The 26,054-nt window shown below is 40.4% G+C and carries 23 protein-coding genes, 1 pseudogene and 1 riboswitch; of the genes and pseudogenes, 6 read left to right on the plus strand and 18 right to left on the minus strand.

Annotation, left to right across the window (positions count from 1 at the left end):
• Positions 1-36: 36 nt before the first annotated feature.
• The 6 genes from EHS13_RS18590 to EHS13_RS18615 form a co-directional block, all read right to left on the minus strand.
• A complete protein-coding gene (locus EHS13_RS18590) occupies positions 37-1,065 on the minus strand; it encodes an AraC family transcriptional regulator (protein ID WP_155701801.1) in 1,029 nt (342 codons plus the stop codon).
• A gap of 124 nt (positions 1,066-1,189) precedes the next feature.
• A complete protein-coding gene (locus EHS13_RS18595) occupies positions 1,190-4,090 on the minus strand; it encodes a hypothetical protein (RefSeq protein WP_155701802.1) in 2,901 nt (966 codons plus the stop codon).
• A gap of 44 nt (positions 4,091-4,134) precedes the next feature.
• Complete coding sequence (locus tag EHS13_RS18600; protein ID WP_155701803.1) at positions 4,135-5,313, minus strand: ABC transporter permease; 1,179 nt, start codon at positions 5,311-5,313, stop codon at positions 4,135-4,137.
• Between the two features lie 19 nt (positions 5,314-5,332).
• Positions 5,333-6,034: an ABC transporter ATP-binding protein gene (locus EHS13_RS18605; protein ID WP_155701804.1), complete on the minus strand. Its 702-nt coding sequence runs from the start codon at positions 6,032-6,034 to the stop codon at positions 5,333-5,335.
• Positions 6,035-6,058: 24 nt separating this feature from the next.
• Positions 6,059-7,783 (minus strand): efflux RND transporter periplasmic adaptor subunit, encoded by a 1,725-nt coding sequence (locus EHS13_RS18610; protein WP_155701805.1) that lies wholly within the window; start codon positions 7,781-7,783, stop codon positions 6,059-6,061.
• Between the two features lie 29 nt (positions 7,784-7,812).
• Positions 7,813-8,583, minus strand: coding sequence for a hypothetical protein (locus EHS13_RS18615; protein WP_155701806.1), 771 nt, complete (start codon positions 8,581-8,583; stop codon positions 7,813-7,815).
• A 207-nt stretch (positions 8,584-8,790) separates the two neighbouring features.
• Here EHS13_RS18615 and EHS13_RS18620 point away from each other — a divergent pair, with 207 nt between their 5' ends.
• Positions 8,791-10,653 (plus strand): LTA synthase family protein, encoded by a 1,863-nt coding sequence (locus EHS13_RS18620; protein WP_319633381.1) that lies wholly within the window; start codon positions 8,791-8,793, stop codon positions 10,651-10,653.
• Between the two features lie 58 nt (positions 10,654-10,711).
• Here EHS13_RS18620 and EHS13_RS18625 read toward each other — a convergent pair whose 3' ends face one another.
• From EHS13_RS18625 to EHS13_RS18650, 7 genes and pseudogenes are all read right to left on the minus strand, one after another.
• Positions 10,712-11,179 (minus strand): extracellular solute-binding protein, encoded by a 468-nt coding sequence (locus tag EHS13_RS18625; RefSeq protein WP_227014046.1) that lies wholly within the window; start codon positions 11,177-11,179, stop codon positions 10,712-10,714.
• Positions 11,176-12,003, minus strand: coding sequence for an ABC transporter substrate-binding protein (locus tag EHS13_RS18630; protein WP_227013427.1), 828 nt, complete (start codon positions 12,001-12,003; stop codon positions 11,176-11,178). The genes EHS13_RS18625 and EHS13_RS18630 overlap by 4 nt, the downstream gene beginning before the upstream one ends.
• Positions 12,004-12,134: 131 nt before the next feature.
• Positions 12,135-12,959, minus strand: a complete 825-nt coding sequence (locus EHS13_RS18635) for a hypothetical protein (RefSeq protein WP_155701809.1) — start codon at positions 12,957-12,959, stop codon at positions 12,135-12,137.
• Entirely contained in the window at positions 12,952-14,040 is a 1,089-nt protein-coding gene (gene serC / locus EHS13_RS18640; RefSeq protein ID WP_155701810.1) for a 3-phosphoserine/phosphohydroxythreonine transaminase, read from the minus strand. Before serC ends, EHS13_RS18635 begins: the two co-directional genes overlap by 8 nt.
• A 285-nt stretch (positions 14,041-14,325) precedes the next feature.
• The gene (locus EHS13_RS36830) at positions 14,326-15,039 is read right to left on the minus strand and encodes a class I SAM-dependent methyltransferase (RefSeq protein WP_227014047.1); all 714 of its coding nucleotides are present in this window, start codon (positions 15,037-15,039) and stop codon (positions 14,326-14,328) included.
• 48 nt (positions 15,040-15,087) lie between these two features.
• A pseudogene (locus tag EHS13_RS36835) lies at positions 15,088-15,456 on the minus strand (VOC family protein); the annotation flags it as partial.
• An 82-nt stretch (positions 15,457-15,538) separates the two neighbouring features.
• Positions 15,539-16,387 (minus strand): DMT family transporter, encoded by an 849-nt coding sequence (locus tag EHS13_RS18650; protein ID WP_155705420.1) that lies wholly within the window; start codon positions 16,385-16,387, stop codon positions 15,539-15,541.
• Positions 16,388-16,500: 113 nt separating this feature from the next.
• Positions 16,501-16,600: riboswitch (purine riboswitch) on the plus strand.
• 81 nt (positions 16,601-16,681) lie between these two features.
• Between EHS13_RS18650 and EHS13_RS18655 the strand changes: the two genes are divergently transcribed.
• Positions 16,682-17,608: an EamA family transporter gene (locus EHS13_RS18655; protein WP_155701812.1), complete on the plus strand. Its 927-nt coding sequence runs from the start codon at positions 16,682-16,684 to the stop codon at positions 17,606-17,608.
• Positions 17,609-17,671: 63 nt separating this feature from the next.
• On the opposite strand, the gene EHS13_RS18660 is transcribed toward EHS13_RS18655, so the two are convergent.
• The 5 genes from EHS13_RS18660 to EHS13_RS18680 all read right to left on the minus strand — a co-directional run bounded on the left by EHS13_RS18660 (position 17,672) and on the right by EHS13_RS18680 (position 22,072).
• Positions 17,672-18,787, minus strand: coding sequence for an aminopeptidase (locus EHS13_RS18660; RefSeq protein ID WP_155701813.1), 1,116 nt, complete (start codon positions 18,785-18,787; stop codon positions 17,672-17,674).
• A 197-nt stretch (positions 18,788-18,984) separates the two neighbouring features.
• Positions 18,985-19,311, minus strand: coding sequence for a hypothetical protein (locus EHS13_RS18665; protein ID WP_155701814.1), 327 nt, complete (start codon positions 19,309-19,311; stop codon positions 18,985-18,987).
• Positions 19,312-19,348: 37 nt separating this feature from the next.
• Positions 19,349-20,794: a sensor histidine kinase gene (locus EHS13_RS18670; protein WP_155701815.1), complete on the minus strand. Its 1,446-nt coding sequence runs from the start codon at positions 20,792-20,794 to the stop codon at positions 19,349-19,351.
• On the minus strand, positions 20,787-21,530 hold the full coding sequence (locus EHS13_RS18675) for a response regulator transcription factor (RefSeq protein WP_155701816.1): 744 nt from the start codon (positions 21,528-21,530) through the stop codon (positions 20,787-20,789). The genes EHS13_RS18670 and EHS13_RS18675 overlap by 8 nt, the downstream gene beginning before the upstream one ends.
• 2 nt (positions 21,531-21,532) lie before the next feature.
• A complete protein-coding gene (locus tag EHS13_RS18680; RefSeq protein WP_155701817.1) occupies positions 21,533-22,072 on the minus strand; it encodes a DUF309 domain-containing protein in 540 nt (179 codons plus the stop codon).
• 121 nt (positions 22,073-22,193) lie between these two features.
• Here EHS13_RS18680 and EHS13_RS18685 point away from each other — a divergent pair, with 121 nt between their 5' ends.
• The 4 genes from EHS13_RS18685 (at position 22,194) to EHS13_RS18700 (ending at position 26,034) form a co-directional block, all read left to right on the plus strand.
• Entirely contained in the window at positions 22,194-22,610 is a 417-nt protein-coding gene (locus EHS13_RS18685; protein WP_155701818.1) for a hypothetical protein, read from the plus strand.
• Between the two features lie 4 nt (positions 22,611-22,614).
• Complete coding sequence (locus EHS13_RS18690; RefSeq protein ID WP_155701819.1) at positions 22,615-22,899, plus strand: DUF2653 family protein; 285 nt, start codon at positions 22,615-22,617, stop codon at positions 22,897-22,899.
• Between the two features lie 116 nt (positions 22,900-23,015).
• Positions 23,016-24,950 (plus strand): glycosyl hydrolase family 18 protein, encoded by a 1,935-nt coding sequence (locus EHS13_RS18695; RefSeq protein ID WP_155701820.1) that lies wholly within the window; start codon positions 23,016-23,018, stop codon positions 24,948-24,950.
• Between the two features lie 70 nt (positions 24,951-25,020).
• Entirely contained in the window at positions 25,021-26,034 is a 1,014-nt protein-coding gene (locus tag EHS13_RS18700) for a potassium channel family protein (protein WP_155705421.1), read from the plus strand.
• The last annotated feature ends 20 nt before the right edge of the window (positions 26,035-26,054 follow it).

A 26,054-nucleotide genomic window follows, 5' to 3' on the forward strand; every position in this document is an offset into this window, starting at 1 on the left:
TTATCTCCGGATAGTGTTTATGTTAACTTGTCTGGATTATTTAGTAACTAGCCTATTGCGCCAAAGTTCTTGTTTAACGCGCCAATTTAAAGGAGTATCACCTTCCCAAAGGCGGAAGGCACGGTAGAACGAGTTCTGATCTTCATATCCAATCAAGAAAGCCACTTCTTTAATATTGAGCGATGGGTCTGCCAAGTACTCTCGTGCCTGCTCATGTCTAGCCTGTGACAACAGATGCTTGAAGCTTGTGTTTTCGTCAGTAAGCCGGCGCTGCAAGGTACGATCACTCATCCCCATCTCCTTCGCGACAGCCTGAATGTTGGGGCGCCCAGCTGTGAGGCTGCGTTTCATGATCCATTTGACCGTCTCGCTGCTTGTGCGGCTGCGCTGCTGTTCGTCCAACGATTGGTCCAGAACGGGAGTCAGAATCTCCAGCAACTCTTCGTTGTACGAGATAAAGAGACGGTCCAGATCCCTTCGATGCAGCGTCAACCGGTTACATTGTGCACCTATCCGGATACGGCAGCCGAAGAAAGCTTTAAGGGCCTGTACATCACCCATTGGCTGCGAAAATTCGACTAACTGCGCCGTCAAAGGTTGACCTGTGCCTCGACGCCCAAGCTCCAGAAGAAATGCCAGCGTGATACCAACCAGCATCGGCGGACCAGATTGCTCAGTATTCAGCCACTCCAGTTCGATTGTACAGAGATTGCCCTGCTCGGTGATATGTAAGCTTTCGGGAGGGCACAGTTGTTTGTACCGTGCCATTCGGTTTAGAGCGTCGCGGTAGTCACGAGCGTGGTAAGTCGCTAAGACGGTCGGTGGGTACTTCGCTGTTTCAAAAACGGTCGCAAGCTTGATGATTCCTTCGGCAGTGTCGCCAATGAGATCGGAATAAGCCTGCCAGATTGCGAAGTACTGGGCAGTGGAGACTATAGGTTCAGTAATTATGGTGAGTGGCAGTCGTGCTTTACAAGCTACGTCGTCGGCGGAAATCCCTAATTGATGTAAACCTGCCCAAAATCCTGGCGGGATTTTAATACGGTCAGAGGTATGAGACTTCATACATATAAACCTCCTTTAAGTACACATTAGAATACTCTTATGTCTGTTAAGGTGTCAACATTAACGTAATAAGCTGTGAAACAAAAAAGCAGCCATAATAGCTGGCTGCCTCCATGTCAATATTCTAGTACCAATCAATAGCTATAGTTCCGAGTAATCTAGTACCACCTTCGAATTTCTCGTAAACATTCAGCTGGCGGGAATTAATGAAGCTCTGCAGATCGGGAATTTCTGAATTGGCAAAGCTTAGCTTGTTGCTGCCTGTTGTCCAGGCACCCCCTCCAACAAGTGGCGTATCCCAAGTCTTGATTACTTTGCCATCCCCTTCTGTTAATGTGAATTGCAAGCTTCTGTTCTTGGCAGAACCCGCTGCATCTATCGATTTACTTATTGTATAATCCAAGGCGATATCATAAGCAGCAGATGAATTAGCTCCCGAACCTGTGCTATATAAGGTCAGCTTTGGATTCTGCAAACTAATCGTATAGGGATAAATCGCAATGTTGCTTAATGATGAACCACTTGTTGCAGTTCCTCCACTTGATACAAAAGCATATTTCTGAGGTGTTGTGAAAGCTTGATCATCCAGCTTTTGACCGAAAATCACGCTCTGATTCTCAGTTGTAAAACCTGTAGGCAATACAGTCCATAATGTTGATAAAGCAGTACAAGTGTTACAGAGAATAGCTGTCCCTGCTGTATCATCCGTTGTTTTTAAGGAGAGCACAGATCCATTTGTGTCGGTCAGATATCCCGTGTAAGGAACAATGCTGCCATTTCGCAGCTCTTTATTTGTTTGCAGGATACGCACAGCCAACATTTTCTGATTGTTAATATCATAAATTTGGCTGTCCACTATTTTACCTGATGATGCTCTTCCTGCATCTGTTAGCACCCATTCCTTGTCCAACACAGCTGCCGATAATGTATTAGCACCTAATGTGTAGGGTAGTTCAGTCCATTCATGAGTTGAAGTCCAAACAGATGTTTGTTTGTTTAGCGTGCCATCTCCCACATAGATATAGCCGTTTTCCGCTATAGTACTGTAAGGGACTTTTGTGTAAATGTAGATGGTTGTTTTCTGATTAGGATACAAGTATGGGGATGTTTGAATCCGCACTATTTTGCCTCCAGCATCTACATCATTTAACATATAACCGGCATAAAGCCCATCTTCGTTTGGCAATGTAACTGTTTTTGTATCTAGATTTTCAAGCTCGACTTCACTCATGAGAATATCGTCTCCGCTTGAAGAAGCCAATCTATAGGTCGATTTCAAGGTAACTCCAAGCCTGCCAATGGCTGTAACCAATGGACTGTTCACGGATTGTGTGTTTGCAAAAGAACTCGATATATCGATGTAATCAAGGAGCACATTTGCTTCTGCTGGTGTTGCCGCCTTCTTAACAAAATCAAAAGAATAAGCCGTTTGCTCGTCTTTACTGCCTGTCTTAGTTTGCAACGTAAACTTAATGCTCTGATGAGGCATGATCGTTTGATCAGCTCCACTAATGGCAGTAGTCGGATACGAAAGCTCCGCGCTATCGCGTATTTCGAACAATAAGGACGCAGGAAGCTTTAAGGCAACAGCTGTTTCGTTCTCTGCGCTAACCTCTAAGTTGATCATTGGCTCTCCATTTGAAACGGAGTGAAAGCTGCGAATCACCTGTAAATTGATCATCGAATGAATGGGAAGCGTTGGATCGAAATCTTTTAGATCCAAGGAGGTTACTTCAGTAAGTCCAGTAACACCTGGCTGAATATGACTCGTAGAAAGGGTAATCACATTAATTGGCTTGCTAATCGCTTGAGTAGCTGACTTCACTCCCGTTATCACTAACTGAATCGAGCTTTCATTTAAAGCTAGTGGGAATTCTGCTTTGAAATGATAGGTTGTAGACTCGCCAGCTGCCAAAGCTGCAGGATGAGTCTCCTTCTCAACAGCTGGAGTTGATATCGAGCCATCCATTACTTGAAAATTACCTGAAAGTGCAGGAACGGGTAAGCTCGTTTTCCCTTCATTCTTCAAGGTAACGGTCACATCAATCGCATTATTGAAGGTATTATGGTTATATGTCGCCTTCTCAGCTGCAATTGTAAGTGCATTATTAGCTAGATTGGGTGCAGTTAGAACTGTACCTACACGGGAATCAACAAAAGTTGGATCCATCGGCAAGCCGCCTAATACTGTACCCGTAGTGTTGACAACTAAAGGCCTTTTTCTCAACTCAAAAGTTAAACCTTTTGTTGTAGGTGTGGCCGTAGAGTTGAATGGCGTTTGAAAAGTAATTATTCGACGTTGTTTCGTAAGCAGTGATTGATTTTGACCTGCAACCACCGAGGTTAACAAGAACAGACTAGACTCATCACGCAGATTAAATAGTAAATTGTCAGGCAATTTAATCGTCTTTGCGCTTAGATTCTCGATAAGTACGTCTGAATAGATGACCCAACCGCTGCTCTTTAAAACGGAATAGCTGCTTAGTAAAGTAAAGGTAGCCGAAGTATTTTTAGGTAATTTGGCATCAAGTGCACTTAAATTTACTGTGGCTTGTTTAATAACAGGTGCATTGCTTGTCGTATCTACGGCTGAGGCTACATCGAAGCTCCCTAGAACTCGAATTAGGGAAGGCAGACTATAATCCCAAGCAAAAATTTCGATGCTCAGCTGATTGATGTATAAGTCACTGGGAATTGTTGCGGCATACTTAAAGGCTTGAGTTACTTTCGGCAAAATTCTTGCAGATGCCTTTTCCGTTAACTGTGCCGAATATTTATTGCCGTTTTTATCTTTAATCCGAACTCCATATTGGTTATAATCCACATTTTGCGTGCTCTGATTCGACAAATTCAAAGTAAAACTTAGCGCTTGAGCATCTGTAGTTGAGGTGAGGACCACTTTATCTACTGTAAAAGATACCGTAGGATTAGCGCTAACCTTCTGTTGGGCTGCATTTGTCACTGTGGGTGAGTATGAAGCGGCTAGGAGTATAAAGGCGATCATTACGCATAATGCTTTTTTCAATTGTTTCTACCTCCTATGAATAATAGAATGACTGATAATGATGACTAATCAAAACGCAAAGCATCGATAGGCCGCAATTTTGATGCTTTGTTGGCTGGGTATAAACCAAACACAACGCCTACAAAAGCTGAGAATAAAAAAGCATAAATACTGATATCCAAAGAGATTTTCGTCGTTTGAGCGGGATAGAGATGCGGCCATGCAATGGAGAAGCCTATTCCAAGGAGCAGGCCTATTAATCCGCCCATTCCACTAATAACGGTAGCTTCCACCAGAAATTGAAAGAGTATATTCCTTCGCTTGGCGCCAATAGATTTACGAATACCAATCTCTCTCGTACGTTCACTAACCGTTACCAGCATAATATTCATAATTCCAATACCGCCTACGAGCAAGGAAATGCAAGCTACAGCCACCAGCTGATTCGTTAAAGTATCCGTCGCAGCTGTTTTGGCAGTTAACAATTCATCCTGATTGGTTAATGTAAAATTGTCGGCACTTTTGAATTTATAAGTTAGGTACTGTGTCATTGTAGTCTGTGCTTTGTAGATATCATCTTTAGTTGGCGCCTCAATATAAGTTGTCCGGATACTTCCCAGCTTAAATTGTCGTCTCGCCGTCTCAAGCGGCACTATCACAGCACTATCTACTGAGGTTCCAGTAATATTCGAGCCTTTAGGCTCAAGCAACCCGATAACTGTAAATACAATCCCATCGATGTTAACATCCTCACCAACGGGATCCAATAAACCAAAAAACTTTTTAGACACCTCGCTGCCGAGAATTACAACATTTGTCCTAAACTCTAAATCGGCTTCTGATAGAAAGCGACCTTTGGCGATTTTGGATTTAGTAATTTCTAAATAGCGATCATTCGTCCCGATTAAAGAATAAGTAGATTGGGTCCGATCATATTTAATGTTGGAATTGGGTTTGGACATCGTAGGCGCAACGGTTTTAAATTCAGGAAATTGTTCAAACCGCATTAGCTCGCTATAGTCTAGCTGAGTCGCACGACCATTTCCGTTAGCCGTGACGACTAAAAGGTTTGTACCTAAATTCTCATATTGCTTTGCGATCTGATCAGAAGTCCCGTTTCCTAGTGCAACTAAGGTTACTACTGAGCCTACTCCAATAATGACCCCTAACATCGTTAATATAGTACGTAATGGATTAGCGAGCACCGTTCGCATGGCCATAAATACAAGCTCCATTATTTTCATGCTTTAACCTCCACAATCCTCATAGTTCAACCTCTTGTAAGGTTTTGCGAACGTCACTTAAAATTTCACCATCACGTAATGAAATGACTCGATTTGCATGCTCGGCAATATGCTGGTCATGAGTGATCAGAACAATCGTATTGCCTTGAGCATTTAATTTCATAATCAATTCCAAAACTTCCTCGCCTGTTTTGGAATCTAGGGCACCTGTTGGTTCATCAGCCAAGATAAGCGATGGGGACATGGCTAATGCTCTAGCTATCGCAACACGCTGCTGCTGCCCCCCCGAGAGCTCACTTGGTTTATGATGGCCACGTTCTCCCATCCCAAGTAAAGCCAGCATGTTCATGGCCTGCTCTCTTCGCTGCTTTGAGCTGAACCCTGCATAAATCATCGGAAGCTCCACATTTTCAATCGCGGTTAAACGCGGAAGCAAATTAAATTGTTGAAAAATAAAGCCCAGCTTTTGATTGCGTAAAGTAGCTAATTGATTATCTGACATTTTCTCAGTGGCTACGCCATCCAAGGTATAATTACCTGAAGTTGGGGCATCCAGTAATCCAATCATATTCATCAACGTCGATTTACCAGATCCACTAGGACCAATAATCGCTACAAACTCACCTTTTTTCACGGTTAAGGAAATTTTTTTGAGAATTTGCAGCTCTTCTGCACCGCGATAATATATTTTTGAGATTTCATGTAAGTCAATCATATTCATGCCGTTTTACCTCTTCCCTAGCGATTAATTCCCTCTATTACCGCCACCGCCACCACCGGCGTTGCCACCAGCTCGAGTTCCTCCGGTTCCTCCAGCTCCAGCACCGCCGCCAAATCCACCGAATCCACCAGCTGCGCCACCTGCACCATTCTGGAATTGCTCTCTTAATGCCTGAATATCCGCTTGGCTTAAGTTTCTTGCTTGAGCTTGTAAGACTGGCGTAACTACCTTATCCCCTTCTTTCAAGCCTGAGGTAATTTCAACCTGAGTTTTACTGCGAATCCCAATTTTCACTTCATGTTTTAGTTCGACCGTACCATCTGCCTTTTTAAGTGAAACATAACGTTTACCTTGTGAGGATTGCAGCGCTTCTATAGGTAGAAGTAATACATTTTGCTTATTCTGGATTAGAATTTCTGCTGTGGCCGTCATTCCATATTTCAACGTATTGTTATTGTTAGACACTGAAAGTACAACCGTATAAAAAGTGACACCATTGGTGGTTGTCCCAACTGTTGAAACCTGGTTGACCTCACCTTGATAGGTTCTTCCTGCTAAGGAGTCAATTTTCACATCTGCTTTCATCTTATCTTTGATATTAGGCAAATCTAATTCATCCACCTGCACAGGAAGCTGCATACTTTCTAAGCTTGCAATACTTCCCAGTTGAATGCCTGATGAGACTTTTGCCCCTACTGGATAAGTCGCTAATACATCCGTTTTCTGGTTAACAAAATCTGTCGAGAATACACCATTAAAAGGAGCTTTAACAATTAAACTATCTAGCTTCTCTTGCAAATCACTGATTGTAATTTTCTGTTGATCGATTGTTGCTTGCTTACTGGACATATCATTAACCAAGGTATCGTTAAAAATAGTCCCTAATACCTCGCCTTGCTCAACTTGATCCCCAGTCTTATAATTTAAATCTTTAATATTGCCATTGGCATTTGCGATTACCGTAACGGTTTTTGCATATTGCAAAGGTGCTTGAGTTTGCGAATCACTAACGTGGCCATCGATAGTCGTACTGCCGCGCACTTGCAAGCCTGCATCCAATGTATTGTCATTGATGATTTCTAAATCTACATCGAGAATTTTATTACCAGTTGCATCCGCATGTGGTACTTTATTAATTGCTTTAATAGTTGCTGTTTTTGTCAGCATATAGCCTTCCACGGCGATATCAATCGGATCACCCACGTGAAATTGAACAGCATCCTCAATCAAGAATGCAAGCGTAACGTTCAAAGTACGCATATCGGAGATAGTCGCTATTTTGGACGTTTTCGACACTTGTGAGGCAATATCTATCGTATTCGCAAAAGTTAGTTTGCCGCCTAAAGGCGCAATCATCGTTAGTGCATTTTGTTGCTTTTGCAGATCCTCATAATCTTTTTGTAATTGAGTTAAGGTCAGCTTGGCTCTTTGCATATCAATATTGAAATCTGGATTACTCAGCTCGAACAACACATCACCTGTTTTTACTGCTTTGTTTCTTGATAAGTTCATCTTTTTAATTGTTCCATCTGAGGGAATGGTAATGGTCTGCATCTTCGTAGGCTCAAACTGTGAGGTCCCCGAAACCGTGGAACGAAGATTGCCTTTTTTTACATCTATAATATTTTCTTTGGCTGCTGCTGCAAGTGACGGCTTACTTTGTTTTTGATAATAGAAAGTCCCGGCTCCAGCTAGTACAAGCACAATCAAACTCCAAATAACAATTTTTTTACGAAAAAAACCTTTCATCGATAAGCCTCCTATAGAAATAATGACGATTAATTATTAATTTTAGTATCTAGCAGATCCATTAATTGCTGTTCTACATTATCTCCAAATCCACCAAAGCCGCCGCCAAAGCCACCATTCCCCTGACCATCACCTTGACCTTGACCTTGATCACCTTGAACTTGATCACCTTGAACTTGATCACCTTGAACTTGATCACCTTGAGCGTCTGTGCCTGCTCCTTGATCCTTAGTTCCTGTTCCTTGGCCTTTTCCACGATTGCCTCTAGCTTCTTGTAATTTTTTACGTTCCTCGTCCGTTAGATTAGCCTGATTCTTCTGAAATTCTGCACGTTGCTCATCCGTTAAAGCAGGTCGCTTACCGCCACCGGCTGCATCGGGATTGTTGCGATTTCCCGCAAATTGTTTAAATCTTGCATTCAGGTCATCTATGAATTTTTTCTGCTCCGGAGTTAACAAAGCCATTAGCTGCTTTTGATTATCGGCCGTAATTTCACCGTCTTCTGTGCTTTTAGTTACAATCGGCTGCATGCTGACTGCTTGTTCTTTAGAGATTAGCAGCTCACCTTTATTGTCCATTTGCAGAAGTCCGCGGAATAACATGCTTAATTCAAGCTCCTTCGGACTCATAACTTGGTCCTTAGGGGCATCCGAATTTACAGCAGCTTCTTGGCTATTAGCTTGAACCGATGAAGCGGGCTCAGAGCTTGCAGCTTGTTTGCCGCAGCCACTCATAACAGCCAAAGTGACTACGAGCATCGCTATAAATCCTAGTTTTCCTGCATACATTTTACTTTTCATAATTAGCGCTCTCTCCTTTTTTTCACATAAAAAAAACTGATACAAGATCAGCTTAGTTGAAAAATATGAATATTCAGTATGGCAATTGTGAAAAAAGTGTAAAATATTAGCAGGCTCATAATCTTAATGAAATATTAAGCTTTTTGCTGTATCATATCATATAGTTTGTTAAGTAATTGTAAAACGATTTATTTTGGAGGTTACATATTGGAAAAAGATCAGCGTCAACTATGGAAAAGCCCATTTCTAATTCTATCTTTACTCATGCTCATTAAAATTATTCTGCTCCGAGTTTTCTTATTTGAAGAAATCAGCTTAAAAGGTTTAGGGTTTGATCTCGCATTCATCCTGGTATTAGCCAGCTTAATTGAATTAATAGTACCTAAGAAACTAACCCAAGGTTTTTATTGGTCCATTAATTTAATACTTTCAATTATATGTTTTATTGCTGTTGTATACTTTGAATATTTTGGCTCCATCATCATCTATACATCGATTTTCCAAGCTAAACAAGCTGGAGATGTCTCAGCAAGTATAAAAGCATTGATTAAACCGCAGGATTTTTTATTCTTCACAGACTTCATTGTTGCATTCCTATTCTATCTGGTATCCAAGAAACTTACGAAGCTTAAAAAACCATTACTCCGTCCACTTTTTGTCCAAAATAAAACATGGTTCGTTTTAGCTGTAGTTTGTATCAGTTTCACGATTCTATCCAATAAAATGGACAAGGATTTTACTAATGAGCTTGTACGTGCGGACCAGCTTGGTGTGCTTAATTATGAACTTAATACTTTTCTCTTGAGAAATCAAAACAGCTTTACTGACTTAACCGAAGCAAAAACAGCCATTGCAGAAGCGCAAGCTGAAACAGTTACGGAGAGCACGGATAAGCTCTTTGGGACACAAAAAGGCAAAAATTTAATCGTCATTCAGCTTGAAGCTTTTCAGAACTTCCCAATAAATCTTTCTTTAAATAACACTGAAGTTACACCCGTTTTGAATAATTTAGCTAAAGACGGCTACTATTTCCCGCATATTTTTCAACAAATTGGCCAAGGGAACACTTCCGATGCTGAGTTTATGTCCAATACATCTATTTACCCTACAGGGACAATTGCCATGTCAACGGGTTACGGGGATCGTGATATCCCTAGCTTGCCCAAATTACTCGAAAAACAAGGCTATGAAGCCGATACATTTCATGTAAATGATGTCACCTTCTGGGATCGAATCAAGCTATATCCTGCATTAGGCTTTACCCACTTTTTTGATAAACCATTCTATAAGAATGATAATTTCAATACTTTAGGCGCTTCCGATGAAGAGCTTTACCGTGTGGGTTTAGAGAAAATAACAGCCATTAGCAAGCAAAACAAACCCTTTTATGCGCAATTTATCACGCTTTCCAGCCATCATCCTTTCAAAATACCTGTTGAGAATCAGAATAAAGCTTTACGTGACTCTTTAACTAGAAGCCAACTGGGCGATTATTTATTAGCAATTAATTATACAGATTATGCATTAGGAGTTTTCATTGATGGATTAAAAAAAGCCGGGCTGTGGGAGAATACCGTTTTAGTCGTTTATGGTGATCATTTTGGACTGCAGCCTAAGGAAAACACTAACACCGCTGAAGCCATCTATAAAGCCATTGGCGTTAAGTATCATCCCGATATAAGCCGTTTCAACATTCCGCTATTCATCCATGCACCTAATTTACAAAAGGGTGAGGTCATCAATCAAGTAGGCGGGCAAATGGATATTATGCCGACTATATCTAATTTACTGGGTATCTCACTTAAAGAAGAAAACTTTGTGCATTTCGGACAGGATTTAATGAATATCAAGAAAAATGTGTTCGGTATGCGTTATTATTTGCCAACAGGTTCATTCTTTAATGATGACATTATGTTTGTTCCTGGCAAAGGCTTTGCTGACGGTAAAGCAACATCACTTACAACCTTAGAGCCAGTTACTGATTTTTCAATGTATAAAGATGATTATGATTATGTCCTAAATCAAATGAAGCTTTCTGATGATTATGTGAATATGCTTCCCAAAAGATAGAATTTATCCATAGCTATTTAAATAGATAAATCCGCCCAGTTTTGGGCGGGTTTATTAATTAGGGTGCTAAGCTACCCGCTGACTGTTCTTCAGTATCCTTCAAACGTTTCATTTCTTGATCCAGCTTCAGCGCCAGCTCATGAAGTTTGCGTGGAATATCAGAGTCTGCGGTTGCCAGCAAATCATCAAATTGGGCAGTTAATTCTTCATTAGATGATGCTATGTTAAAGTAAAGATTGTAATCACTGGATGACTTAGTTGCATAGCTCATCTCATCGGATGAAATACTCTTGACTGGATCTGAGCTTTGCTCTGTCGCATCGGCCATTATTTTACTAGTCGTCACATAATTAGCTGCAAACTTGACAGAATCTTCATTTTTGGAAAGGATAAGATACTGGATAAACTGCCAAGCTTCCGCTGCATGCTTGCTTTTCGCCGAAATTCCGAACCCAGAGAATCCAATAGGATTGGCTCGTTCCATCCCTTCGAAGTGAGGCAATGGAGCATAACCGAGCTTATTCAGATTGCTCCCCTCAAATGAAGAAAAGTATTACCCATACCACCTAGTAACATACCCATTTTATGCCCATCAAACCGACCAAATAGATCCATAATGTGTAAGGGAGAAATCTGGTTATCATTATCATGATAATAGGAGTTAAGCCATTTAAGACTACTTACTGCTTCTGGACTATCCAAATAGCCAATAGCAGTTTTCCCATCAGTTGATAATAACTTTTTTCCACTCCCGCCCATTAGCATATCTAAGGTACCTAAATCATAGGACAAAGCTGGACCAGACGGCTTGATTTTTTTTGATATCTCTCTGAACTGTTCCCAGGTCCAATCTCCCTGAGGATATGGCACTTGAGCAGCATCGAATAGTTCTTTGTTAAACATCATTAAATTAGCATAAGCTGCATTGGGCAATAAAAGTAATTTACCATTTATAGTGGCGTTATCCAAGATTCGTTGATTAATGTCCTTATCATTTGTATTTGAAAGAAAGTCGTTTAAATCCAATAATAATTTCCTGTTATCAAGGATAGGCAGCATGCTAGTCTCCCATAAAGGAACAATATCTTGCGGTTGGTTGGATTGAAGTATTTTTATTATATCCTGCGTAGAATATGCCATTGGTGGAGTTTCGGGCATATAATCAATGACAACTTGGATAGATGGGTTCAATTTGTTGAAATGCTCAGCCGCATCCAGCTCAATTTGAGTCATTGGATCTAATGCTGCATTATTTTTCAATGCAAGAACCTGATAATGAATGATAGCTGGCTCAGTATCCTTTTTGGATTGCGTACACGCACTAGTCGTAAAAGCAACTACTCCGATCATCGTAAACAATACTATTTTGTTGATCCGCATGATTCACACCCCTTTATATCATTAGAAAAATCATAATATAACTGGGAGCTTGAATATAGATACATTTTGTTAGAAAATGGTGTCGATTTGTCAGCTTTAACTTATTGTTTAATAAGCTTTTTATTATGATAACTGTAATGTAAAATCGAGCCGTTCTCCCTAACTTCTCCAAAAGCAATCGTTTTGTTAGCTTCTAAATTTGCAAAAGATTGGATAGATTCATCCCCCATTATAGTTTGTTTCAATGACTGACTTACTTCAAGCTTCCCCTTATTCCAGTTATAAATAATTACATCAGGCCATGCCAGATGCAGCCCTTCAAATTGAATCACAAACTCGTCTTCCCCATCGGAATCCAAATCAATAAACTGCGGTTTACCCCAGTCTGAGAAAATGAACCATGTTTTCTTCTGCAAGTCATACATAAGATAGTCAACCCTTCCAGGTCCATTTGCCTCAACCTCAATTCCACCAATCATTACAAGCTGATTATCTAAATACGAAAATGTATGCTGCAGTAAAAACACAGTGGAATGCTCATATTGTGGAAAATAAGCTAAATCATTAGATATGGGATCATTAATTAGATAATACTTCTCTTGAAATTTTATAAAAGCACGATTTACTTCAAACAGATCTTCCGCTTTTTTAGGCACATGATACGTATAAATCTCAACTTTATGATGATCTATCTCCCCAAAAGGAATTACTTTCAGCAGCTCCCAGCTCTTATCTAGTTTACCTTCTGTAACTGACTGCATTTCTACAGGATTAAAGAGTAGATCTACAGAATCAGGATGAGGCTGTGCAGTTGACACTGGGATATCATTCTTCGACATACAAGCGTTTATAAGCATCATAACGATAATTAATATCGAAATTGTTGTAACCCTGCTTTTTAATCCTATCCCCTCATTCTTACTCATGCTGTCTTTGAAACTCAATCATAAACTCGGCTAAAGCTTGGCATGCCTTTAACGGGACAGCGTTATACGCCGAGGCTCTTAAACCGCCAATGCTTCTATGCCCTGCTAATCCTTCAAACCCATGCAGCAACGATTCATTAACAAATTGTTGCTCAAGTTCTTCGGACGACATTCTCCAGGTTATGTTCATATCCGAACGATCTTTTAGATCAATAAAGCCTTGGTAAAATCCATTGGAATTATCTATAACCTCATAGACTCGCTTTGCTTTCTGCTTATTTTGCTGCTCCAAAGCACCAATTCCCCCTTGCTTCACTGCCCATTTCAGCATCAAATTCATCATATAAATAGCGTGAACAGGTGGAGTATTGTATAAAGATTGATTTTTTACAAAAGTCTCATACCTCAGAATAAGCGGGATCTGCTTGGAAGCATTTTGCAGCAAGTCTTCATGAATAATAACAGTAGTAACTCCGGCTGGACCTAGGTTTTTTTGTGCTCCAGCATAAATCATCGCGAATTTATCGAAATCGAGCTTGCGGCTCAAAATATCACTGGTCATATCTGCAATCAGTGGAATCTTATTTGTTTGTGGAATAGAGTTATACCTCGAGCCTTCAATTGTATTATTGGAAGTAATATGAACATAGCTGCAATCAGGTTCAATCATCTGTGTATTTAATTGCGGAATCTGGCTCCAATTCTGATCTTTAGAGCTAGCTATAATACGCGCTTCCCCAACATATTTAGCCTCTTGGTATGCTTTCTCTGAGAAACTACCGGACAGTGCATATGCTGCAAACTGCTGTTGCTGCAGAAGATTAAGCGGGATTAAGGCAAATTGTGAACTTGCCCCACCTCCCATAAACAGTACATGATAGCCCTTTTTCAAATTCATTAGCTCCAAAAGCAGCGCTTGCGTTTCTTGGTTCATTTCTTCCACACGTTTATGACGATGCGACATTTCCAATAATGAGATGCCACCGTTCTGATAATCTACAAATTCCTCTTGAGCTTGCATTAATACTTCAAGCGGAAGTGCTGCCGGTCCTGCGTTAAAATTGAATAATCGTTCTGCCATGTTTGTTCCTCCTCAGAATGTTTGTAAGCACTAAAAAACACAAAAAACGCCCTCATCCGATTGGGACGAGAAGCGTTAGCTCGCGGTGCCACCCTATTTGAGGAACGTATAAATACGTATCCCCCACTTGGTTCTGCGATAACGGGCAGGACCGGTTAACTTAGTTTCGACTTCAAAAAGTCTCTATTAGCGAAAACGCCTCCGAGTTGGATTCTCTTCATAGGCACGTTTATTTATCAATATTGGAAAATTATAGCCTTATTTAATAATACGGTCAATCCTTATTTATATTTCTCCCCAATAAACTTCGGTTTCATAGTCTATAGAAACGGTTCCGTGCTGATTGTTCCGCTCAAAAATACCGCTTAATTCAACCATCATCGGTTCATAGCTCGGATGTCCGATTTCGGGAATATAGGATGAAGAAAGCAATCGCCCAGTTAATCCATCAAAATCAACCTTTTGACTGATCTTAAAGCGTCCCACCTTCATCTCGCCTTGCTTGAAGAAAGCAATCAAAGCATCCTGAGAAATATTGCTGTGATTAACCTTTGCATAATCACTGCCAAATTTATTCAGTAATTGCTCATACTGTTCCAAAAAGGCACTGCCTTTTCTCAAACGGGAATTCCAGATCAGAGCAGCTTTCCCGCCGCTTTTCAGTACTCTCCGAAACTCCAGCTGTGCTGCTGCTTGATCAAACCAATGAAAGGCTTGTGCGCAAACAATATAATCAACAGAATCGCTTTGCAGCTGGGTCTCTTCTGCTGAACCTGTAACAGAGGTATAACGAGATTCGCCAGCTAACATGTGCCCTGCGGCTTCACGCATGGCTTGATTAGGCTCAACCGCTGTCACATGGCTTCCTCGTTGCAATAACAATTGCGTGAAGATGCCCGTTCCTGCTCCAATATCTGCTATTTCAGATTCGGAATTAAGACCAACTGTATTAAATAAATAATCAATCGCTTCCTGAGGATAGCTAGGACGATATTTCACATAGTTTTCAACGCGATTGGTAAATCTTGTTTTGGTATCTCTACTTGTCCATTCAAGAAACTCAAGGCGATTACCAAACGGATCGTTTAAATAAAAACGAATAACGCCTTCATCTTCTCTCGCCTCATCATCGATAATCGGTACATTATGTTTGTTTAAATGAGCTCTTAATTCATTCAGATAATGGACTTGGAATGCCGGATGAGCTTTTGTTGCTGGAACAAAATTCGGCTGTACCCCAATATGGACCTGATGCACGCCACATTGAAACCATACTCCACCACGTTTCTTTAGTTGTTCGGGTTTTGGAATTTCAATCCATCCTAATAACTCCGTATAAAACTTTCGAGCTTCAGCTTCACAGCCTTCGGGTGCAGCTAGCTGAACATGATCAATTCCAGAATAGATAAAAGCCATCTTATTTCCTCCTGTTTGAAGTTTCATTGAATGAAACCCAGTTTCACGTATAAGAACATTATACATAAGAAATCTATTTTTTTTATCCAGATAAAATTGGAGCCGTTTTGCTGCTGCGAATAAATAAAGCAACACCAACTAATAAGATACATCCAGCAATGAATTGTAATAGCGTAATCTGCTCACCTAAGATGAAATAGGCTAGGATTGTTGCTCCGATCGGTTCTCCTAGGATGGTCATAGAAACCGAGGTGGCACTCATATATTTTAGCAAATAATTAAATAAATAATGCCCCAATAAAGTAGGAACTAACGCAAGCAGTAAGAATATTCCCCACTCTCTAGGTGGATAAGCAGTAAAGGAATAGCTTTGGATCCAGTTATAAACAGCTAGTATTAGCCCTGCAAACAGAAATACAAAGAAGCTATAGAGAAATGCAGACATGTGCGCACGCAGGCTTTTCCCGAGCAGCATGTGAATCACAATAGTTAAAGTACCTAGTAGGGATAATAAATCTCCTTGCAGTGCAGTACCAATGAAGCTAAAGTCTCCCCAACCAATCAAGCTAGCTCCAACAATAGCAATAACCATACTTAGAAGTGCTGCTCGCGTAATTTTTTGGCGGAAAATCCATAATGAACCTAACATCACAAAAATCGGCTCTAGAGTAAGAATAGTTGTTGAGCTCGCCACAGAGGTCCATCTTAAAGATTCCATCCAGAACAAGAAATGCAAGCCCAATGCTACCCCAGAAATAAAAAGCTTGAACCCTATAAGGGGAGAAATATGTTTGATTTCATGCCTATGAAAAACAAGAAAAGGTAACATGCATGCATTAATCATTAGTAAACGATACATCGCCATGATCGAAATTGGCGCTGAAGACCATCTTATAAAAATAGATGATAATGAAATTGCAACGATTCCCATAAATATAAGTAAGGATAAATGGAGAGTAGGTTTATGAAAGGTAGGCAACGAAATTCTCCTTGTTAATGAATAATTGACATAACCGCAGTTACAATGTATATTAATTAAGGTTTTGCTTCACCCTAAATATTGTTCGTATATCCTTAAGAATAAGGCTTAAGGGTTTCTACAAGGAGCCGTAAATTCCTGACTACGAATATTGGATCTGTTAAGCTCTGATCTGATATGTTGTATGAAGGGATTTTTTTGTGCTTTTTGAAGCTTGCCTAATTAAGCGGATTAAGGAGAAATTAAATGTTTAAGTATATGATTTACGTGTTTTTGGGAGCCTGCAGCTATGGAGTGCTCTCTTCGATTGTAAAAGTCGCCTACTCCCATGGATATTCCCTCGGTGAAGTCGTAGGTACACAAATGTTATGGGGTACTTTAATCACTTGGACTATTTCTATTATTGTGCAGCGAAGATCTTCAATTAAGCGACAACAGGAAGCTGTCAGCAGCCAAGATAATCTAGTTAAAAAGGCCACAATTAATGAAAAGCTGCTTTTATTACTTGTTGGAACTTTCATGGTAATGACCGGTTTATTGTATTATGGGAGTTTGCAGCATATACCGGCTTCATTAGCGATCATTTTATTATTTCAATTTACTTGGATTGGCGTTCTAATTGAAGCTGTGACGAAGCGCAGATGGCCTAGTAAGCTTCAAAGCATCACTTTAGGACTTATATTCGTTGGAACAGGCTTAGCTGCGGGTATTACCAAATCGGGCATTGCTTCTGCTCCAATATTGGGAATTGGGCTAGGTTTGCTATCTGCAGTAAGTTATACTTTTTTTATTTTCTTCAGTGGAAAAACTGTACCGCGCTTGGATCCGATTTACCGCAGTGCTTGGATGTCAACAGGTGGCTTGCTGTTCGTTTTTCTGCTCTTCCCACCTTCTTACTTATTTATTGGAATAGATTTTACTTTATTAGGTTTCGGCTTAATGCTTGGACTTTTTGGTGCGGTTATTCCGACTATCCTCTTTACTATAGGAATCCCCAAGATCGGTACGGGTATGGCCTCGATACTAGGCTCAGCCGAACTCCCTGTGGCAATGATTTGTTCCACCTTATTATTACATGAACATTTACAGCTTCTCCAGTGGAGTGGAGTTGGAGTTATTCTACTCTGCATTACTTTACCTAATCTAAAGGCACAAGGTAGTAAAATTTTATAAAAAAAGGGACAGTTTGTCGAGTGATGCTAGCTTCGACTTACCGTCCCTTTTTAGCTTCTCATTTTATTTCAAATTTTCTGGGTTAAGGCAGTAAAGTTCTTCTAAGACGAAACGACCATCCTTGCGAATCAAGACATCGTCAAAATAAATTTCTCCGCCACCATACTCAGGTCTTTGGATCAGCACCATATCCCAATGCACGGAAGATCGGTTAGTGTTATCCGCAACCTCATATGCCTGGCCTGGCGTGAAATGGATGGAACCATCAATTTTCTCATCGAACAGTATATCTTTCATCGGTGTTTGAATAAACGGATTAACGCCAATTGCAAACTCCCCAATATAACGCGCGCCTTCATCTGAATCCAAAATTTCATTTAGCTTCGTTGTGTTATTAGCTGTCGCTTCAACAATCTTCCCTTGTTCAAAGCGCAAAACAATATTCTCAAAAGATGTTCCAGAATATATTGTTGGACAATTGTAGGCAAGCACGCCGTTAACGGAATTTTTGACCGGTGCTGTATACACCTCGCCATCTGGAATATTACGTAAACCTGCGCATTTTATTGCTGGAATGTCTTTAATCGAGAACGTTATATCCGTACCTGGTGCAACGAGACGTACTTTATCAGTCTGATTCATCAAGGCTACCAATGGGTCCATCGCTTTCGCCATTTTGCTATAATCCAGATTACAAACCTCGAAGTAGAAGTCTTCAAATGCCTCTGTACTTGTGTTAGAAAGCTGCGCCATCGACGGGCTCGGATAACGCATTACACACCATTTGGTAAAATTAACACGATGATCGGTTACTGGGCGCAGATATTCCTTCATATATAACTTCATTTGTGCATCTGGAACATCTGAGGTTTCCGTAATATTATCTCCACCGCGAACGGCAATATAAGCTTGCATTTTTTTCATGCGAAAGAGCTCAATTTCAGCCATTTGCTTAAATAAATCGATCGTTCCATTCATTTGAATTTTACGTGTTACTGCAGGCTCGCGAATTTCAATAAACGGATGTCCCCCAGCTGCGTAAACCTCTTCTATGAAGCATTTTACAAGCTCAGGATCTTTAATTCCGATAAAATCAATCAATACATTCTCGCCCTGCTGCAGATTGACGGAATATTGGATTATATTTCTCGCAAACACTTGTAGTCTTGGATCTCTCATATTTAATAATCTCCTCAAATGAATTGAAATGCTTTTATAATTGCTATGATAGCACACTGCCCCTGCAAAAACATCCGTGTTCACAACCAGTTCACAATGCAAAGAATCTAATTAAAGGCCTAGACTGATCTCAAAAAAGAAACAAACCGCTTTATCAACCGAATGGACTTCGGCAATAGAACGGTTATTTACATAAACTATCTTTCTATTACTTGCTGGGGCATTTGCGCTGCATCTATGGCTTGCTCAACGTCTTCTTGCGCAAGATCCAAATTCTCAGTTACTTGCTGCAGCTGTGCGTCGTGCTTATGCTCCCTGTTTACTTCAGTCAATTGTTCCTGTGACTTGATTACTTCATGCTGCACTTGATTCAATCTCCCCTGGGAGGACAGAATCAGCTTAGGATCTGCTCGGTCCAGTGCATCATCCAGCATTTCTCCAGCATTCAGTGCAGATGTAATAGTAGCTTCTGCATGCTCCTCAGCCTTTTTAACCAGTTCTTGATGCTGCCTTGAGTGTGTCATCGGGCGTAACCTCCTATAGTTCAGTCAACCTTCACCATTAGGTTTCACTTAATAAGGGAAAGCTAACCGTAAATTCACTCCCTTGATCCAAAACACTTTTTACCGAAATAGTCCCGTTCATTCCCAGCACCAAATGTCGCACAATGGTCAAGCCAAGCCCTGTCCCTTCCGAAGGGTTGCCCCGAGAAGGATCTGCTTTATAGAAACGCTCCCACATCCGGCTCATTTCTGCTTCACTCATCCCTAAGCCTTCATCTAGAATAATGATGCTAAACAGCCCCGCCTCAATACGAAGAGTGATTTTTATCTTTTTGCCTGAAGGCGTGAATTGAATGGCGTTGTAAATCAGATTGTGTAGAATTTGGGCATAACGATCGGCATCTAACTCAACAAGCGGTGGAACGGAGTAATCAAAAGGAATCCAAACCTCCAGCTTCAAGCCATGATCCTCAATAACAGGTGCTATCAGATCAATCACATTCTTCGATTTCTCCATAACATTAACCGGAGTTAAATCAAATACATCCATCCGATTCTGAATCCGTGCTAAATCCAACAGCTCATTCACTAGCCTTTGCAGCCGCTGTACTTCTTGATCACATATTTCCAAATACCTCGGTTGCTCTTCCACAGAAATAACTTTATCGTTCATCCCGACAATTAATCCACGCAGTATAGTAAGTGGTGAACGCAGCTCATGCGAAATATTAGTTAAAAACTCCTGTCGTGTATCTTCCCATTGCTTGAGCTGTTCAGCCATGAAATTAAAGCTTTTCGCCAGCTGTCCAACCTCATCATTTGAAGTTACTTGTACTCTAGCTAGAAAATCTCCTTCAGCAAGCGATAATGCCGCTTTATTCATTTGCTGCAAAGGTCCCGTTAATTTACGAGATAAAGTAAATAGTATAAACCCAACGGCTAATAACGAGAAAAGCAATGGAAGCCCAATGTTTATACGCACAGTTGAAATAATATTATTGATATCATCTACAGGTGTATGTAAGAAAATGATCATTTGTTGGTTCTGCATTTGGATTGGCGAATAATAGCTCAACAAACTCATTTGCTGGTTTAAAGGTCCAGCTTCAAAATGGCTGATCGAAAAGCCTGAACTGTTTTTCTTAGCTTGGATAAGATCCTTATCCATTACATTGGGAATTTTCATACCTTCTTGCGGAACATCAGAGCTAACTATAGTTACTCCATTTTCATCCACGACCCAAGCCTGTCCATTATAGCTGCGAGCAATTAGGCGAAGGCCAAAGTGAATTTCTCTAGTTGAAATAGCACCTTCATCATAATTCCGTACGATTTGTTTAACTTCTTCCATACGTGATACAAGCAAAGCTTTCTTCTCTTTGTAAAACAGGTCCGAAAACCAAAAATTCCAAAATACAGCAAGTCCCACAAAAAACAAAATACAGGTTGCCAGAAAGGATAAGAATATTTTGATATACAGGCTTTGATGCCAGCGTTTAGGCATGGACAGCCACCTCGAACGCGTAACCTATACCCCATAACGTTTGAATATTCCAATCTTCATGTGTGCCCAATTTTTTTCGGAGGTTTTTAATATGGGCATCCACCGTACGTGTTCCACCGCCAAAATCAAAATGCCAAACATGCTTCAGCAAATCCTCACGTGTATAAACCCGGCCCGGATGACTTGCCAAAAAGAATAACAGCTCAATTTCCTTAGGGGTTAAATCTGCCTTGTTCCCGCTGACGATTACCTTATATTGATTCAAATCAATCGATAAGCTTTTGAAATCCAAGGTTTTTTTGAGTCCTGTTGCGGTATCGCTTTTGGTTGAGGTACGGTTGTCTATAGGCTCCTGATTGGTTTGAGATCTTCGTAAGACAGCTTTCATTCGTGCTATCAATTCATTTGGATCAAAAGGTTTGACAATATAGTCATCAACACCCAGATTAAACCCTCTCAGCTTATCGATCGCTTCTCCTTTGGCAGTTAAGAAGATAATTGGAGTCCGTGATAAGGATGAAGCCATTTTGCGAATCTGTTCACATAACTCAAAGCCCGTTATATCGGGCAGCATAATATCGAGAATAATTAACTCAGGCTCTTCCTGTTGGATGGTATCAAGCACCTTTTTTCCATTGTACAGAATAATCGGAGTGAAGCTGGAATGGACCAAATAGAGTCGAATCACCTCGACAATATTCGGTTCATCATCTACGACTAATATTTTGGACATCATTTTCACCCTTTCAACTCACGGCTTTGCTTTCTGAGCTCATATTGCTTTTGGCGTGTTTCAATGACTTCAGAACGATCTCGCAGGGTATGCTTATGAATGAGGCCCGTGTCCAATAAATCACTTCGTGACAACCAGAGCTTATTGGCCGCTAATGGATGGCTTTGGCACAATAAGAGCAGTTCATTATCCGCAATCGGAAAATTCAGATCTTCAAATACTGCTTGTGGAGACTGCTTTAATTGCTCTAGCCTATCTGATAATACTTGTGAGAAAGCATCAACCTGCAGACCAAGCTGTTCCATATGATCCTCAGAGATATTATGAATGGCGCTCTCTAGCATTTTCCTAGCTCCTGCTATATTACCTCTTCTCTGATGATATAGGGCTACCGCTATTTGAATAAGACCATGCCAAGCTTGTCTCAATGGACTATTGGGTACACTTTTCCAGTACTCCTCTAACACCTCATGACACTCAAAAAAATCACGTTCTACGTGCAAATAAATCAAATATTCTATATAGGGTTCAGGATACCGCGGCATTCGATTCGCCTCATTTCACTTCTTATACTATTAGTTTACCAAAATCGGATAAAAACTGAAACCTCAGCCGACAATATACGTAATACTCTACTGTACTAACAAAACTTAACGGAGGCTTATCATGAAAAAATTATTGCTTGTCATCATGTCATCACTGCTAATCTTTGCTGTAGTCACACCATCAGTAGTCGATGCAAAAGGAAGAAGCTACAAATCTCCAAGTGGAAGCTTTAAAAAACCAACAGCTCCTGCTAAATCAACTGACAATGTTTCCAACACCAAAAAAACCAATCCAACCAATGGTGCAGCTACAACTGCGAATCGCGGATTTTTTAGTGGCGGCGGCTTGATGAAAGGTTTATTAATCGGCGGAATTGCTGGTATGTTGTTTGGTGGAATGTTCGGCAGCATGGGTGCTCTAGGTAATATCTTTGGATTATTAATTAACGTACTCGCGATATATTTCCTCTTTATGATTATTCGCAACATCGTTGTCTATTTCATCAATCGTCGCAAAACGAACGAAAAAAGGTACTAAGCTCATGCGATTAAGTGAACAGGATATTATGAATGCGATTTGTATGCATGTGGGTGAGCGTAAACAAATCAAACCTGAATTTGTAAAAGTACAGCTAATGTGGGATGAAGACTTGGGTTTTTCTGCAGAGGTTCTTGCCGAAGGACGCAGTCAAATCCTCATTGAAGCCAGTATACTTGAAGCAATTGAGCGCTACCTGCTAGTCCTCTGGGATCATCGTGTATTTCGCAGCCAGATTACATTGGATATTGATGAAGAAATGTTTGCAAATATTGACGAACAGAATTAAAGATCTTAAACAACCTTCGCCAAAAGCTGAGGTTGTTTTTGTTTTGAACGCAACTTTCTAACCTTACTTTCGTTTAAGCAATAAAGAAGCCACGACAGAAAGAAGGCAATAAAAGCATGCATTTATTTAAGAACATTCGCTTTTCAGTCATCATCCTCCTTTTAATTTGTATGATTCCCGTTTATTCCCATGCAGCAGAAGCAGCCAATAAAACCACCCTCTACCGCGTCTATCAGAATGATCAAGCTTTAGAAGAATATGATAATTTAGACAAAGCCAAGTATTATGCCAGCACACTTAAACACAGCCATGTCGAAGAGATTACTAGCCGCAAATGGCTTGCTGATAATTTACCGCGCTATCGAGTCTATCAGAATGATGCTCCACTACCTGACGGAGAATTCACTAGTCTACCGCAAGCCAAAGCATTCGCAGCTTCATACAACCACGCTAGTATTAAAGATCTGCAAGCTCCTGGCTGGGTTTGGGATAATTATCCGAAATATCGGCTCTTTCAAGGAGAGATAACGAAAGATACCTGGGAATTCGCCTCCATCGATGATGCCAAAAAAGAAGCAAAAAGCTATCTCAATGCACATATCATTCTCTTAGAGGATAATAGCTGGGTCTGGGATAACTTAACCAAGCAACAAAAGAAAGCTCAGCGTGCACAAACCAAACGATATCAAATTTATCAGTCTGAAACTACTAAAGAAGAATGGAAATTTTCTTATCTGGAGGATGCCATTCGAATAGCAGCTAAACTCGATAACTCAACCATCGTCCTATTCAAGCCAGTGATTGGTGGAGCCACGAATAAAATTGTCTATTCCAATTTGAAAATATATTCGGTCTATCAAAAAGAAAACTTAGTTGATAGCTTCGTAAGCTTAAAAAATGCCATTCAATTTGCGATGAATTACAAGCATGTCTCCGTAAGAGTTGGCGAAACAACTATTTGGACCAATGAGGCTTCATTTAAAGTAATGAATGGTGATGAGCTAGCAGGTGAATTCAATATAATTGCTGAAGCGGTTGCATATGCGCTTACTGTTAATGATAGTCTTATTATTAATGACATTAATGAAGTCATCTGGAGCAACAAATCCAAGCTTATTTACTGGGGTTGGAACGGTTCCTCCAGCTTAACAGCAATCCAGAATCAACTGAGTACGACTATAGGCTTGGATATCGATTCTCCTTCCTGGTTTAAGCTAGCTGATGCCAGTGGTAAGCTCGATGATGCATCCAGTCAAGAAGCTGCAGATTGGTTATTTTCCCAAGGCTTTAATGTTCATCCGCTTGTCAATAACCAATTTAATGCTGGGATGACTACTAAATTCCTCGCGGACCCTAATGCGCAAGCCTTATTTATACAAAGCTTAATTGATCGTTGTGTGGAGCTTAAATTGACCGGAATCAATGTCGACTTTGAAAGCCTTGCTGGAAATGATCGCGATAAATTCACAGCATTTATCCAAAATTTAACCACCTATGCGCATCAAAAAGGACTCACTGTTTCCTTGGATTTACCTCGGGGAAGTTTGAAATGGAACCAGCTTACTGCTTTTGATCATATACAGTTAGGCGGGATTGTCGATTATATCATGATCATGACCTACGATCAGTTTTATTCAGGCAGTGCCACGGCAGGTCCTGTTGCCGGGTTAAACTGGGTCGAGGAAGGTATTGAAGAATTCCTCTCCTATGGAATTCCGCGTGAGAAAATCATTATGGGGATCCCCTTCTATGTGCGTGAATGGACTCTTAATAAAAATGGCAGCTTGGCAAGCAACAAAGCCATCTATGTGGAGGATATCCCCGATCTACTTAAAGGGAAATCTGTAAAAACCACTTGGGACGCCGCAGCTGGACAGAATAAGATTGAATATGTCGAAGGTGGAAAAACGCACGTTTTCTGGAATGAGAACGAAACAACTCTGCTTGCGCGGGTTACACTTGCCAAAAAATTAAAGATTGCTGGAATTGCTGCATGGCGTTTAGGCTATGAGCCAAATTCATTCTGGCAAACTCTAATGAACGAGAAATAAATACCACATAATCCAATATCTATAGTACTATTAAGAAGCTTGAATAATTTGTAAACTGGCGGTGACAATCGTGCTTTTTCTGCTTAAGTACTCCCATCGTATATTTCGCTTAAGCAGTACCTTCTTGGCAATGTTCATATTGGCTTTTATCTTTCTAAGCTCCTTAATTGCTTATTGGATTGAACCAGATACATTCAAAAACTGGTTTAACAGCCTCTATTGGGTTATGACCACTATGGCTACAGTTGGTTATGGCGATTATTTTATGAAAAGTACGCTTGGCAAGGCCTTCACTATGTTCCTCTATCTCTTTGGCATTGGTTTACTGAGCTTGATTATTGGTAAAATCCTCGAGGCATTAGCAACTATCCATAAAAGGAGGGAAACAGGGAAATTGAATTATCACGGTCGCGATCATATCGTTATTATCACATGGAACAAAAAAGCCCAATCTGCAGTTAAAGAGCTAATCGCATGTGGCCCCGAAATAGAGATTGTTATCATCGATGAGAATGAGCGTCTTCCTTATGATCATAAACAAGTTCACTATGTTAGTGGAGATCCTACAGAAGATGATGTTTTGTTAAGAGCAAATTTGGGATCGGCGCGATCAGCAATTATTTTTGCTGATGAGAAAATCGACGATTATCTGCTGATAGATGGGAAAACACTTCTGATCGCTTCTAGTATTGAAAGGTTGGCGCCTAAAGTCCATACCACAGCAGAAATTATGTCAGAGAAGCATATTAAAAACTTCCACCATGTTAAAGTAAATGAATTTATACTCTCTCATGACGCCGTTTCCAATCTAGCTGTAAGATCTGCACTGAACGAAGGTTCGATTGATCTTTATATGCAGTTAATAAGCCGTCAATATGGTGAGGATATCTATGAGGTACCAAGCAAACCACAATGGAAAACATATAACGATGCTTTTCAGGATTTGCTAAAACAAGGAGCTACACTGATTGCAGATCGCAATGATCTCGGAATCAACCGCAAATTGGATAGGTTGATTCCTGAGACTGCAAAGCTGTTTGTCGTTTGTGACCCAGATACACATCTAAAAATTAGAAACAATTAGTTATCGATTTCTAAAGACGC

Origin of the sequence: Paenibacillus psychroresistens (assembly GCF_009728935.1) — a bacterium.
Lineage (GTDB): Bacteria > Bacillota > Bacilli > Paenibacillales > NBRC-103111 > Paenibacillus_AC > Paenibacillus_AC psychroresistens.

Coding starts and splice junctions, on each gene's coding strand:
- EHS13_RS18680 (WP_155701817.1), bottom strand. CDS start 22,072: ATGCCGCGGTATCCTGAACCCTATATAGAATATTTGATTTATTTGCAC.
- EHS13_RS18670 (WP_155701815.1), bottom strand. CDS start 20,794: ATGCCTAAACGCTGGCATCAAAGCCTGTATATCAAAATATTCTTATCC.
- EHS13_RS18615 (WP_155701806.1), bottom strand. CDS start 8,583: ATGAAAAGTAAAATGTATGCAGGAAAACTAGGATTTATAGCGATGCTC.
- EHS13_RS18690 (WP_155701819.1), top strand. CDS start 22,615: ATGCGATTAAGTGAACAGGATATTATGAATGCGATTTGTATGCATGTG.
- EHS13_RS18590 (WP_155701801.1), bottom strand. CDS start 1,065: ATGAAGTCTCATACCTCTGACCGTATTAAAATCCCGCCAGGATTTTGG.
- EHS13_RS18600 (WP_155701803.1), bottom strand. CDS start 5,313: ATGAAAATAATGGAGCTTGTATTTATGGCCATGCGAACGGTGCTCGCT.
- EHS13_RS18675 (WP_155701816.1), bottom strand. CDS start 21,530: ATGATGTCCAAAATATTAGTCGTAGATGATGAACCGAATATTGTCGAG.
- EHS13_RS18695 (WP_155701820.1), top strand. CDS start 23,016: ATGCATTTATTTAAGAACATTCGCTTTTCAGTCATCATCCTCCTTTTA.
- EHS13_RS18655 (WP_155701812.1), top strand. CDS start 16,682: ATGTTTAAGTATATGATTTACGTGTTTTTGGGAGCCTGCAGCTATGGA.
- EHS13_RS18605 (WP_155701804.1), bottom strand. CDS start 6,034: ATGAATATGATTGACTTACATGAAATCTCAAAAATATATTATCGCGGT.
- EHS13_RS18630 (WP_227013427.1), bottom strand. CDS start 12,003: ATGATCGGAGTAGTTGCTTTTACGACTAGTGCGTGTACGCAATCCAAA.
- EHS13_RS18685 (WP_155701818.1), top strand. CDS start 22,194: ATGAAAAAATTATTGCTTGTCATCATGTCATCACTGCTAATCTTTGCT.
- EHS13_RS18665 (WP_155701814.1), bottom strand. CDS start 19,311: ATGACACACTCAAGGCAGCATCAAGAACTGGTTAAAAAGGCTGAGGAG.
- serC (WP_155701810.1), bottom strand. CDS start 14,040: ATGGCAGAACGATTATTCAATTTTAACGCAGGACCGGCAGCACTTCCG.
- EHS13_RS18660 (WP_155701813.1), bottom strand. CDS start 18,787: ATGAGAGATCCAAGACTACAAGTGTTTGCGAGAAATATAATCCAATAT.
- EHS13_RS18610 (WP_155701805.1), bottom strand. CDS start 7,783: ATGAAAGGTTTTTTTCGTAAAAAAATTGTTATTTGGAGTTTGATTGTG.
- EHS13_RS18650 (WP_155705420.1), bottom strand. CDS start 16,387: ATGGGAATCGTTGCAATTTCATTATCATCTATTTTTATAAGATGGTCT.
- EHS13_RS18635 (WP_155701809.1), bottom strand. CDS start 12,959: ATGAGTAAGAATGAGGGGATAGGATTAAAAAGCAGGGTTACAACAATT.